This is a genomic window from Alishewanella sp. BS5-314 (genome assembly GCF_025377695.1).
GTDB lineage: Bacteria > Pseudomonadota > Gammaproteobacteria > Enterobacterales > Alteromonadaceae > Alishewanella > Alishewanella aestuarii.
On sequence record NZ_JACEHJ010000002.1, the window covers coordinates 2342844 to 2355669 of the forward strand.

Sequence of the window (12826 nt, forward strand, 5' to 3'; positions counted from 1 at the left end):
GGATGCGCTATGTCTCAATTACTTCGTATTGTGCTGATCCATACCCACCTGCCGGGTGTGGTGGAATTACAACTGGATCAGCATACTAATATATGCGGTACCAACGCCTCGGGTAAAACCACGCTGCAGCGGCTGGTACCGGTATTTTACGGTGAACAGCCGAACCGGGTGGTGCCAAAAACCCGCAAAAAATTCGATGAATTTTACCTGCCTTATACCAACAGCTATCTGATCTATGAATACCGGCGCGAAGGCGGCGAAATTTGCCAGGTGGTGCTAACCCGGAAAAGCGACGGTGGTGTTGATTACCGCTTTGTCGGCGCGCCCTACCAGAGCGACTTTTATCTGCAGCACAGCAGCGAAGGCGCCAAAGGTATGAGCTACAGTGACTGGGCAGCGGCAATGCGCGCCCGCCCGGATGTACAGGTGTCGCCAAAAATCAGTGCCACCAGCGAGTATCGCAGCATTATTCAGAACGATGCCGCCGCGCTGCGCGGCAACAATGCCGATAGTCTTAAACTGCGCCGCCTGGCCAGCAGTTACAGCCTGGTTGCCAGTGGCCATAAACTGCGGCATATCGAAAAGCTGGTCAGCGCCGTGCATGCCAAAGAAGGCAAAATGGATACGCTCAAAGCGATGCTGGCAGCGATCTTTGAAGAAGACGGCGTCACTCTGCCCACCACTAAGGTTAAAAACACCAAGGCGCGGGAATGGATCCAGCAGATGCGGCAGTCGATGCGACTGGACCGGCTGCAACAGGATTTTGAGCGGCTGAAGCAACTGGCGCAACAACTCGACGGCTGTGAAGCCTTGTTAGCGGCGCTGCTACCGCTGCTACAAGACGATGAGCAGCAGCAAAAACAACGTAAAGCCGATGCTGAAGCACAGGTGCATCTGCTGCGGGGGCAGCTGCAAACCGCCAAGGATGTGTATAGCGCCCAACAGCTGGAGCTGAGCAGCAAGCTGGCCCAGGCCGAAGCCGGTTTACATGAAACCAGCGCCCGTCTGGACCAATTGCAGCAGCGCTATGACGACTACGACAGCAAGGATATGCCAAAACTGCAGCGGGATACCGATGCCTTGCCTCTGTGGCGTGAAACCCTGCAGGAGCTGGCCGAGCAGTATCAATTGATGGTGGAGCAGCATGGCGATTTAGAGCGCCAGCTGGAGCAACGCAAAGCCAAACTGGCCGAAGCCTTTAACCGCTTAAGTGAGCAACACCGCGCCAAGGCGCGCACCTTACAACAACAAAAAGATCAGACCCGTGAGCAGCAGGAACACAAGCTGGCGACACTGGAGCAAGGCTTCCAGGGCCGCCTGCAAGAGGCCCAGCAGCAATATGCCGACCAGCTAACCCAGCTAAGCAGCCAGATCGCCGTATTACAAAGCCAGCTTAACAGCCCGGCTTTAACCGAAGAGGAGCTGGAAGCGCAGCGCGTTGCCGAGCTGCGGCTGGAGCAAGCGCAGCAACAGGCACAGCAGCAGGCCCGGCAACTGCAGCAATTACAGCAGCAGTATCAAAAGGCCCGCGAAGCACGCGAACAGGCCGATCAGCAACTGGAGCAAGGCCGCAAAGCACTGCACAGTGCCGAGCAACAGCTACAGCAACTACACCGCCAGCTCAGTCCGGAACAAGGCAGTCTGCGGCATTTCCTGCGCCTGCACTATAACGGCTGGGAGCAAAAACTCGGTAAGGTGCTGGACGAGCGCCTGCTGGACCGGCAGGACTTACAGCCGCATCTGAGTGAGCTTAGCGACAACCTCTATGGCCTGACGCTGGAGCTGACTGCCATTGATACCCCGGATTATGCCCAGGATGAAGCCGCGATCCGCCACCGTATTCAAGCCGCCGAACAGCAGGTGCAACAACTGCAAAGCCAGAAACAGCAGGCCGAAAAGCTGTTAAAAGAGCGCTTTGAACAGGCCGAGCTATTGCGGGCTCAGGTCGAGCAGGCCGAGTGGCAGTTTACCCAGTACGAGCAGAATATCGAGTACGCCCGCGATGCCCGTAACCGCCTGCAAGCGCAGCAGCGTGAGCTGGTGACCCAGCGCCAGGCCAAAGTTAAAGCCGAGCTGTCTGCGCAGCAGCAGCAGTTGGAAAAAACCAAGCAGCAACAGCAGCAGGACCTGCAGGCGCTGAAAGATGATCACCACAGCCAGCGCATGGAGCTAAAAGCCGACTGGCAGGCTGAGCTACAGGTGTTTGACGAGCAGATCGACGAGCTGGAACGGCAGCTTGAGCGCAAACGCGATGATAACCAGCAGCAAATTAAAGAGCTGCAACAAGCCTTTAACGAAGAACTGTCGGCGAAAGGTATCGATCCGCGCCGCCTGACCGAGCTAAAACAGAAACAGGATCAGCTACGCAGCGAGATCAAAGCCGTTGAGAGCCGCCAGGATGAACTAACCGCCTGGCAAAGCTTTATGGCGCTGGACTGGCAGAAACTGCGGCCGCAGCTACTGGAGCAGGAAACCGGCTTAAAGCAGCAGCTGCGTAGCAGCAAGCAGGCATTGGAGCAGTTAAAAACCGAATACAGCGCCAACAGCAAACAGCTGGAAGAACAAAAGCGCAGCGTACAGGAGCAGATGCAGCAAGCCGAGCACTTACTGGCGCAGTTAAAGCCCGTGCTCTACAAGCTGCAGGAACTGCAGCTGGCCAGCATTAGCCCGGCCGCGGCGAACCCGAGTGCGGATATCATTGAACGTTTGGCCCGGGCTAATGAAGCACTGGAGCAGCGTAACAAACTGGAAAGCCTGCTGAAACAAGCACTGGCGCAGTTTGAGGGCATGCTTAGTAAAGACGCCGGCCCGGAATTCCTCGACCGGCTGGAGCATGAAAAACGCAAACTACCGGAATACGCGAAAGAGCGCGACCAGCTGCCGATTCTGCAAAACCTGCTGCAAATTCTGAAAGATGCCCAGCAACAGTTGCTGGAAATGGGCGAGAATATCGGCGGCGATCTGAAAAAATTCTTTACCGTCTTTAGTGATATTAACCGCCGCATTGCACTGCAAAGCCGCCGCTTAAGCGAAGCCGTGGCCGACGATCTGGTACTGGAAGGGATCAGCAAATCGGAAGTACGGATTTTATCGACCATCGACGAGCTGGGTTTCTGGCAGCCGCTGAAGCATTTTGCCAAGCTCTATGATGACTGGGGCGCCTCCGGTAAAGCCTTACCGTCGGAGCAGTATCTGAATGCTCTGGCCGATGTGGTAGAGCTGCTGCGCGCCGATGAGCAGTACAGTATAGAATCGCTGTTACGCCTTGAGCTGCATTTAAGCGAAGGCGGCTCCGAGCTGGTAATTAAAAACGACCGTCAGCTACTGGAGTCCTCCAGCCATGGTATGGCTTATCTGATTCTGTGTAAGTACCTGCTGGCCTTTACCCGCTTATTGCGCGGTGCAGCTAAGGTCACCATCCACTGGCCGATCGATGAAATCGGTACCCTGGCCTATCACAACGTCGAGAAACTGTTTAAGGCCTGTAGCAGCAATCAGATCGTGATAGTCGGCGCCTTCCCGAACCCGGAATCCGATGTGTTAATGTTATTCCAGCACCGCTATTTAATTGAGCCGGACCAGCAGAATAGCAGCCTGCGCCGCCTGAAACGTATTCAACCCAAAATCAGCCGCTTAGCCGAGCGCTTAGCCAGTAAACAGCAGGAGGCCAACTGATGCTACAACACGGACCCTTACTGGAACGCCTGCTGGCAGGCGATTTCATCTGCCGCATTACCGATGAAGATGCCTACCGACATCTGAGTAACGAGCAAACCCAGCAGGACATCAATCATTACCTGCGGCCGCTTAACCGCCGGCTGGTTAGTAATGATGACCAGAGCGTGTATTTTCTTGGCTACTACGAGCTGAGCCAAGAGGCACGCGAGCAGCTGAGTCAGCAATTTGCGCAAACGGTGCAGTCACTGCTGCCGCTGCTGGAATGGTTGCAACTGGTACAGGAAACCCTGGGCCGGGATAGCGCCCTGACCGCCGGCGATACCATCAAGCTGCAGGAGTTTGTGCTACGTACCGAAGATAACCAGAGCCTGCGCCAACGCCTGAATACACTGGCCAGCGACCGCTTTTTTAATAGCCAGAGCGAGCAACTGGATAGTCAGGTAAAGCTGATTTTCCGTCGCTTAAAAGAACATGGCTATCTGCTGCAGCCGCATGCCGACCGCCAGTACTATATCGTTACCGGTAAAATTGATTATCTGATTGATGTGATTCGCTTTATCCGCGATGAAGAACATCTGCCGGTAGAAGACACCCCGCAGCAGGAGGCATTACTCTGATGGCGCCGCTGGATCCGACCCCGGGCATCGCTTCCAACCTGTTTAATACCGGTGCTGAGCGGCTGGCTTTACTCGGCAAGTATCATAAGCAACTGATGCAGGGTTATCTGGATGGCTATGTCGATGAAACGGCCTTTAGCGAAGGGGCGCTGAAAAAGCTGATTGCCGCCCGTATTTTGTGGCGGCCAGACGAACAACAACCGCTGGCACTGCGGCCTTTAGTCAGCGAGCTGATCGCCAGTATGGTGGCTGATGAAAACCGCCGCCAGATCAACGCCGACGTGGCCGAAAAACTGGAGCAAATCCGCAACCGGGTGCAGGCATACCGCGATGCGCAGTACAAAGGCGACTATGCGGTGGCCGAGTTACAGCTGCAGCGGTTAACTGAGCATGTGCATGACTTAAGCGGCCAGTTTGAAGAGGCGATCGACAGCCTGTGGCACCGGCTCAACAGTGACTTTGGCTTTGTCAGTAGTCTGGAAGATAAAATTCGCGAAAACGAGCGCGCACAAAAACAACTGCGCCGCTTGCTCGATGGCCTGGATCTGCTCGACTTTACCGAGCTGATTGAACTGTCGGAAGGCAATAACCATCTGCGTAAGCTGCTGGTCAGCCAGCTGCAAAGCCAGCTGAGCTCGCATCATAGTAGCTTGCTGGAAGTGCAAAAACGCCTGGTCGAACTGCTGGCCAAGTTCCGCCAGCAACAATCGCGATCCTTGCTGATTAGCAATATGGTGGCGTTTTTACGCCAGCATCCAAAATATCAGCCGGCCGATTATCCCAACCGCAGCGAACTACCGGACCTGTTTAACCAGGCCAGTGCCATCCGGCCACAGGCCGCTATCGCGCTGGATAAAGCCAGTGAACGGCAAATACTGGCCGAACTGGTACGCGCCTTGCCACGGCAGGTTGCGGTAACGCTGTCTGATACGCCAAGCGCCAGCTTTAGTGAGCTGCTGCAGGATGAAGAAATTGCAGCCCGCCAGTTGGCACTAAAAACCGATGTCGAAAACTTCTATTTGCGGGTTATCGACCGCGGCGGCAGTTTAAGTGCACTGGAGTATCTGACAGAACAACAACTGCCCTGGGACAGCGAAATCTGGCTCTATCAGATCCTGGCCGAGTATCAGGCATTACCGGTGGCAGAAAAGCAGATGTTCCAGCTTCAACGCGAAGAAAGCCCGGCCAGCGCCGTTAACAGCCTGTACCTGATCCGCGATATCAGTATTGGTTTGCAGGCAGCCTGATGCATCAGGCTCTGGGGTTACAGGCGCTAAACTGGCTGTTAAAGCTGGAGCAGCGCCTGCAACGCGACGGCAGTGCTGTCATCAAGGCCGACAGTAAGATCGCCGCCCAGGTAATTGCCTGGTGTATTGAACAGCAATTATTACCGGCACACAGTGCGCGCTTAGCTACAGTGCAATTTAATCGGGCGCTGTTAGAGCAAATTGCAGAGGCCCAGCAAGCGTTAGGGCAAGCGTGTTTCCGCCAGCCCTTAAGCAGCCAGGATCGGCTGCAACAAAGCTTACATAGCCAGCAAGAGCTAAAAAGCGCAGGCGCCAGCCCACGTCAGCATCGGGTATTAGTCAGGCTTAACACCCCACTTTACGTTCAAGGCTTGCCAGCACTGCAGTTTAGCGATCTCGACTGGCAGGAAATACTGCTCAGCGCCTATGACGCCCTACTAGTAGTAGAAAACCTGGATTGCTTCTATCAATTGGAGCGATTTACGTTCACGATGCCGTACCCGCAGCTACTGATCATCTATCGTGGCGATAACCAGTATAGTAGCGGTGGTAAGGCACTGTCTGCTGCCTGGCAGCAAACCGGTAAACCCTGTGTCTATTTTGGCGATGCCGATTTAGCGGGGTTAAGCATCGCCATCAGTTTAGGTTGCAGCAGTATGCTCTTACCCGAGCTAAGCCAATTTCAACATGCTGCCAGCCCGGCGATCCTGGATGACAAGCAGTTAAAATTCAAACCCGGCTTAGTAGCCATGGCTATGCACCCGGCTTTTACCCCCTATCAGCAACTAATCTGCCAACAACTAAAAGGCCTGCGCCAGCAACAGATGCAGGCGATGCCACTTACGCCGGTGCCGCTACTAGCGCCATCCTACACACGCGCACTTGCCGAACAAAAGTCATAACCTGATGCTGCCTCGCACCCCGACTCCGGTATGCTAGCGTACCGGAGTCGCAACCTGCGATAGTGAGAGAGAAACCATCGCCCTCATGATCAATCAAAGCTTTAGCGAAGAATAATGACTTTTTACCAAACGCTAAACCGCTCTCCCTAAAAGCACCAAACCACGACTCCGGTATGCTTGCCGTACCGGAGTCGCAATCTGCGATAGCTGGTTAGGCCGCTTTGGTTAGGTATGCACGAATTACTTTAACGAAGAACGGCCGCTTTGTGCTAAAAGCGGATATTGGAGCTGTATGAACATCCTGTTCGCATCTGAGCATAGCCAACGCTTTTAGACGGATTAATCCGTATTTGCAGCAAATGCCAATACCAGCTGTACCTATAACCTATTGTGCGCTATAAAAAACCGATGTAATGTTCCATACATTAATTTTACAAAAAGCGGAAAAGTCCGTATTTAAATACGGATCTTTCCGTCGAATAAGCGTTATGTTTGAGGGAGAGTACAGTGCCCTATAAGATGAATGAAAAGCAGTATGAAGCTGTTTTGGCACTAGATAGCTTTGATAGATACGATCACTTCATCAGTAAAGTGGCGGACTGGCAGCAACTATGGGGTGTCAAAAGTGAGAAAGGCTGGCTCGTCCCAGTCGCACCTGAAGACTTTGAATATTTTCCATTATGGCCACATTCCGAGTATGCCCAGAAAATCACCGATGAGAATTTTCCGGGCCACACCGCAACAGAAATTAGCCTAGAAGAATTACTTGATCATTGGCTTCCACTATTTGAGCAAGATAACGTTAAAGTTGCTGTCTTTCCGAATAAAGAGTGGACCTTTTGGTGTATCGAGCCGCAAGACCTAAAAGAAGAGTTGCTAAATGAAATGGCCAAATACGAGTAAAAACATAACAAGCGCATGTTGCTCGCCCCTACGGGGCTGGGACCTCCGTTACGCTGCGCTTCACTACGGCCCCAAATGCGGGCGTTATACGTAGAGGAGATTCAGCAGATGGAGCTTAATTCAATTGAAGATGTTAATGCACTCGATGAGTACCAAAAACTAAAACAAATTGAACGTATCGAGAGACAATTACATCGACTGAGTTATATACCCGCAATTTTTTGTGCGGGAATGATTATCTGGATATTTGTGTTTACTTGGTTTTCGGTGTCATGGACAACAATGCAATTACTACCAATTGCGATAGCTATTAGTAGTGTTGGTTATTCAAATGTCAAACGCACTGATTTGCTGAAGCAGCTCTTTAGAATAAAGTACGGTGCATAATCTACGTATAACAAACGCCACCAAAACGCCGCTTCGCGGCTCGACTCGCAACAAGTTGCTCGCGTTTGTGGCGGGCGTTAGTGCTACTAGGAAACAACCCATGAGAATACTGGTTTTGCTATCCATGTTTATATCGTCTTATGTTAGTGCTTCTTGCGCTGCACCTGAGTTAATACCAGACGGTGAGCAACTAGAACTTAGGAAGAAATCCACGTTGAAATTGATTGATAAGGATTTTGTTGGTCAAAATGGTTTAGATATTTTTAGGTTTTATGTACCAAGTAGCTATAAAGATATTTCAATTTATCGTGCTTATTATTCAGTATGGAATGGTGATGAACTTGTTTTTCATAGTAGCTTGGGTATAGCAGATGAGTTTGAACCAAGCGAAAGATATCTTGAGTTTGGAATCAATAGATTTGCTACAGGAGTTCCTGTTATAACAGTTGTTTACGGTAATATGTGTTACAACATGCATCGATTAGTTATAGATAACTTTCAGGATTTCACTGTGATTCATAATGCAGAGGAAGAAAGTTATTTTGAGAATCAACATTGGTATTTTTCACGTGAGCGCTAGTAGCACTAACAAGGCGCTCAAGTCGCAGTCCACTGGCGTGGCCTGCTGGGACACAAACCCGCGGGGCGCTGCGCTATTATGCCCCACGTGTTTGCGCCCCTTAGCTTTGCGTTATAAGCCATGGAGGCTTCAGTGAAAGATCTGGTTATCGGTGTGATTATCGGTGTTTTAATAAGCGCAGCGGTGTTTTACCCTCTTCTAAAGATTGAACAAAAGAATAAATTTAATCTTGGTCAATCCCAAGGCTTTATAGACGGACAATGGAAAGCTATTGAGTCGTTAGAGCCGTATTTAAATCAAGTTCCTCTGGGGCAAGAGGTTACCATTTTGTTTTCGGTTAAAACCTCCGATATTGTTGTTTATGAAGAGAGTGGCGTAAAAGTAATTGGGCTACGCAAGTAAAATGGCTTATAACAAGGCCAGGCACGGCGACGTCTTTTCCGTTGCGGCTGAGCCTTCACTACAAAGCCGCGCATGCTGGCGGCGTTAGTTTTAGGAGTTTTATGAAATACCTTTTTGTACTGATAACTCTCATATTTAGTAGTGGCTCTGTTGCAGAAAGCTTAGTTCCCAAGCTAAGCGGTTCTTGTGAAGAAATAACTAATACGTTTAATTTTATCGAGCGAGAAAAAGATTATCCCGCTGGAGTTATCCATTTTGAGGGTGTTGAGGGAATCGCTGCTGTTATATGTGAAGAAAATTTGTTTAAAAAGGCGATGATTATTTTTGAGTTAGAGTCTTTTGAAATGGCTTATTCTTTGTACAAGTCGCTTGAGAATAATTTGATATTAACTCATGGAAATATTGATATTGCAAAAACGCATGAAGTTGTCGAAGCATTGTATACGCCTGTGTCGATGTTTCATGAACCCGGATTTCTTGGTACAACTGTTTATGCTATTTGGCCCGAAGACAAAAATGGGTTAAATCTGAAGGTCTACAAAGCAGGTAGAAGACTAACTGTCGCAGTAGTTTTCGGAAATTGAAACTAACAAGGCGCAACACTCGCGGCCTGCGGCCGCTGGGATGCCAACCGCTACGCGGTCGTCACCCGTGTGCTTTGCGTTAAGTGCAAGGAAGAGTATGAAGAAAATATCAGGTTCAACATTTTACTTTAAAAGGTTATTCCCAACGGTGTGGTTCGGGTTTCTAGCTTTCTTCATCATTACTGCTGCTTCATCAGGTGCTATGAGCGAATCATTTATGTTCATGGTGGTTCCTGTATTTATGGCAGTATTTGGCTTCGTATTTTTCAAAAAGTTGCTTTGGGATCTGGCTGATGAGGTTTACGACGAAGGAGACTCATTGCTGTTTCGTAAGGGGGGTAAGGAGCAAAGAGTCTATCTCAAAGAGATCATTAATATTAGTCATACTCAAATGCAATCACCAGAAAAGGTTGTCATCCAATTGCGCTCAGAAGGTACAATCGGTAAAGAACTAGCTTTCAATCCTCCAATGAGGTTTAACCTATTCTCTAAAAACCCGATGGTGAATGAACTTATTGAAAGGGTAGATCGTGCTAAAAGCACTTAACAAACCAATCAACGCCCGGCAGCAAGCTGCCTCGGACCTCCGTTTCGGCGCTTCGCGTCTACACTGCGGCCCGTTATTGGGGCGTTAGGCCTAGAAATCACACGAACGCGGAGGGTGCATGTTTGATCACATCAAGTTTGGAGTCAGCGACTATGCAGCGAGCAAGGCCTTCTTTTTGAAGGTGCTCGAACCGTTGGGTGTGGAACCTGGTGCCGAGGGTGAGCCGTCTTATGGAATCGAATTGTGCGGTAGAAATAATGCTTCGCTGTGTCTGTACCAAGCCACGGAGACGCCCATACCACTCCATATTGCATTTGTCGCCGAAACACGCCGGCAAGTCGACGAATTCTATTGCGCTGCATTGGAGGCAGGGGGTAAAGATAATGGTGCACCTGGTATTCGTCCCATCTATCACGCTAATTATTACGCAGCATTTATCATTGGACCGGATGGGCACAATCTTGAGGCGGTGTGCCATCAAGGCTAGACCTAACAACCGGTTCAACTCGGACGCGGGCAAAGCCCGCGCCGGTTAACCGGGGCGTTAGCTGTACAAAAGATAGAGGTCTATTACGAATGAAATATCCAATTACTGGCTCATGCCAATGCGGGCATGTCACCTACAAGCTTTCTAAGCCCCCGATTGCTGTAGCCGCCTGTCACTGTAAGCAATGTCAAAAGCTCTCAACGAGTGCTTTTAGCATTACTGCCATGATAGATTCAGACGCCATTGAGATAAACGGTGAAATGAGTGAGTGGAGCCGGGTTGCTGCTAGTGGAAATATAAGCTCAGCTAAGTTTTGCCCGGTGTGCGCTAACCACATATACCATTACAATCCAAGTAATCCTCAACACCTAATGTTGAAGCCATCCACGCTTTCAGATACAAGTGATATCAACCCAACCATTCACGTTTGGGTTTGTGAAAAGCAAGACTGGTTACAAATACCAGAAGGTGTGTTGACCTATGACACACAACCGTAGGCAGCTAACAAACGTCTATGGACTCCCCCTCTATTGCAAGCACAAAGTGATCAAATTTGGCGGTGAATGACTGCAAACGTCTATTCGGCTCGTGAGATTCATGGTTTTGCCATGCTCCAGCCCTGATAACTTTCGCGCACAGGTGCCTCATCGCGTCAACGGTAATGAATACCGGGCTTGTTATCAGGCCCTTCCTGTGCACGGTCGTTGCCGCTTTATTTATCCACTTTGTAGTGCAATTCTTTGGTTGAGAGTTATTGTTAACTCGCTGTTTTTACTAATATGTTTCTTCTACATCATATTGCTAAACCTAAAGCATCTTGCTGCTGCTTTGCCATGATTGCCCAGAGCATTCTGGCTTGTTTTGCGGCGATAGCCACCGCAACAACATTATTTGGCCGTCGCTCTTGTAGCTTATAAATCCAGTCAAACATGGGTGTTGTTTGCGTGGACTTTTGTGCTCGGCTGGCGGCTAACATTACCGTTCGGGCACCTTGAACCAGGAGTGTTCGCAAATAGCGGTCACCGCGTTTAGTAATCGCCCCCAGCTGGGTTTTACCACCGGATGAATTCTGTTTAGGTACTAAACCGAGCCAGGCTGCAAACTGTCTGCCGTTTTTAAATACCGAGACATCACCTGCAGTAGCCACAGCAGCACTGGCGGTAATGCTACCGACACCACAGAGCTCAAGTAAGGCTTTTGCAATGGTATCTTGCTTGCTCCAGTCTTCAATCCGTTTGTTGAGCGCAGTAATCCTCGTCTCTAAATCGGTTAATCTATCTGCGAGGTCGGCGATGCTCTGGCGAAATAGCAGCGGTAAGATTTCCGATTCAGCCACCAAAGGCAACGTTTTAGCCAGTGCTGCGCGGCCCTGATTAATCACAATACCAAACTCGTGCAGGTAGCTTCGGATTTGGTTCATCAGTGAAGTACGTTCCCGTACCCACTGGTCGCGCATACGGTGCATGACGAGCACAGCTTGTTGTGATTCTGATTTAACGGCAACAAAGCGCATATTCGGTCTGGCTAACGCTTCACAAATGGCTTCTGCATCATTGGCATCGTTTTTACCGCCACGCCGATAGGGTGCAACATATTGCGGTGTCATCAGCTTTACCGTATGGCCAAGCTTAGTGAGCTCACGCGCCCAGTAATGCGAGCCACTGCAGGCTTCAATGCCGATAAGCATCGGTGGTTTATTGGCAAAATATCGCAGCATTTCGTTTCTGGCTAACTTTTTAACCATGATGGTTTCACCAGATTTAGCATTAACGCCATGAATTTGAAACACGATCTTTGCAATATCGACCCCACAACGTATAGACTGTTCCATGCGACTTCCCCTCACTTGTGACTGTTTGTTTTGACACTCTCAGTGTGGCACATCGATGCCGGATAGTGAGGGGGAGTCCATGTTATTGCATCAATCGCCCGGCAAAAGGCAGCCGGGCAGGGACAACCAAAACGCTGCGCTTATTTGGTCGCCCTTGTGCGCGGCGTTATGTTTTTCTATAGTCGACTAGTAATGATTAAATATGCTTTTTAAATTCGGTTTGAATAAGTATCTTCCTGTATGGGGTCTATTTTTCTCTTCGCTATTGTTGTTATTCGTTGATTCGGTTTTCTATACAGAAAAGTACGATGTTGAAATTGTTAGTGCAAAAATGATTAGGCACTCAAAAGGGGAAACATGCCACTTAACGATAAATTTCCAAGGGAGCTCGCAAACCCGGAAAACATCAGAAAGCGTATGTTGGAAAATTAAAGCTCCAGGCTCAGCTTCATTGACTAAGTCAAAATTCCTTGGGAGATGGCTAAGGTTAGATTCACCCAAAATACAAGGTATTGATCAACCTTTTGACTCCTATCATATTCTTGATTGGCTCTGTTTCTTAATCTTAATTATTTGGCCATTTTTATCCCGCTTTGAATTAAAAAATGATTTAAAGTACGCTTACTATATAGGCATTGTTTTTTTGTTTTATTATTCATTG

General features: G+C 49.6%; 13 protein-coding genes. 12 read left to right on the forward strand and 1 reads right to left on the reverse strand.

The genetic code is table 11. The features are described from left to right. The first annotated feature begins 9 nt into the window (after positions 1 to 9). The 12 genes from H1D31_RS15470 (at position 10) to H1D31_RS15525 (ending at position 10831) form a co-directional block, all read left to right on the forward strand. The gene (locus tag H1D31_RS15470; protein WP_261259717.1) at positions 10 to 3675 is read left to right on the forward strand and encodes an ATP-binding protein; all 3666 of its coding nucleotides are present in this window, start codon (positions 10 to 12) and stop codon (positions 3673 to 3675) included. Then, positions 3675 to 4295, forward strand: a complete 621-nt coding sequence (locus H1D31_RS15475; protein WP_261259718.1) for a hypothetical protein — start codon at positions 3675 to 3677, stop codon at positions 4293 to 4295. Before H1D31_RS15470 ends, H1D31_RS15475 begins: the two co-directional genes overlap by 1 nt. After that, on the forward strand, positions 4295 to 5542 hold the full coding sequence (locus H1D31_RS15480) for a hypothetical protein (RefSeq protein ID WP_261259719.1): 1248 nt from the start codon (positions 4295 to 4297) through the stop codon (positions 5540 to 5542). Before H1D31_RS15475 ends, H1D31_RS15480 begins: the two co-directional genes overlap by 1 nt. After that, the gene (locus tag H1D31_RS15485) at positions 5542 to 6444 is read left to right on the forward strand and encodes a DUF2220 domain-containing protein (protein ID WP_261259720.1); all 903 of its coding nucleotides are present in this window, start codon (positions 5542 to 5544) and stop codon (positions 6442 to 6444) included. The genes H1D31_RS15480 and H1D31_RS15485 overlap by 1 nt, the downstream gene beginning before the upstream one ends. A gap of 519 nt (positions 6445 to 6963) precedes the next feature. Beyond that, positions 6964 to 7347 (forward strand): DUF2750 domain-containing protein, encoded by a 384-nt coding sequence (locus H1D31_RS15490; RefSeq protein WP_261259722.1) that lies wholly within the window; start codon positions 6964 to 6966, stop codon positions 7345 to 7347. A 108-nt stretch (positions 7348 to 7455) separates the two neighbouring features. Then, positions 7456 to 7734 carry a hypothetical protein gene (locus tag H1D31_RS15495; RefSeq protein ID WP_261259724.1) on the forward strand — a complete coding sequence of 93 codons (279 nt, stop codon included), beginning with the start codon at positions 7456 to 7458 and terminating at the stop codon, positions 7732 to 7734. Positions 7735 to 7834: 100 nt separating this feature from the next. Continuing rightward, positions 7835 to 8314: a hypothetical protein gene (locus tag H1D31_RS15500; protein ID WP_261259726.1), complete on the forward strand. Its 480-nt coding sequence runs from the start codon at positions 7835 to 7837 to the stop codon at positions 8312 to 8314. A 132-nt stretch (positions 8315 to 8446) separates the two neighbouring features. Then, positions 8447 to 8716 carry a hypothetical protein gene (locus tag H1D31_RS15505; protein ID WP_261257936.1) on the forward strand — a complete coding sequence of 90 codons (270 nt, stop codon included), beginning with the start codon at positions 8447 to 8449 and terminating at the stop codon, positions 8714 to 8716. A gap of 101 nt (positions 8717 to 8817) precedes the next feature. Next, positions 8818 to 9300 (forward strand): hypothetical protein, encoded by a 483-nt coding sequence (locus H1D31_RS15510; protein ID WP_261259728.1) that lies wholly within the window; start codon positions 8818 to 8820, stop codon positions 9298 to 9300. A 97-nt stretch (positions 9301 to 9397) separates the two neighbouring features. Next, positions 9398 to 9847: a hypothetical protein gene (locus H1D31_RS15515; protein ID WP_261259730.1), complete on the forward strand. Its 450-nt coding sequence runs from the start codon at positions 9398 to 9400 to the stop codon at positions 9845 to 9847. A 118-nt stretch (positions 9848 to 9965) separates the two neighbouring features. Further along, entirely contained in the window at positions 9966 to 10334 is a 369-nt protein-coding gene (locus H1D31_RS15520; protein WP_261259732.1) for a VOC family protein, read from the forward strand. An 89-nt stretch (positions 10335 to 10423) separates the two neighbouring features. Next, on the forward strand, positions 10424 to 10831 hold the full coding sequence (locus tag H1D31_RS15525; RefSeq protein WP_261259733.1) for a GFA family protein: 408 nt from the start codon (positions 10424 to 10426) through the stop codon (positions 10829 to 10831). Positions 10832 to 11127: 296 nt separating this feature from the next. On the opposite strand, the gene H1D31_RS15530 is transcribed toward H1D31_RS15525, so the two are convergent. Further along, complete coding sequence (locus H1D31_RS15530) at positions 11128 to 12165, reverse strand: IS110 family transposase (protein ID WP_008951932.1); 1038 nt, start codon at positions 12163 to 12165, stop codon at positions 11128 to 11130. Positions 12166 to 12826: the final 661 nt, after the last annotated feature.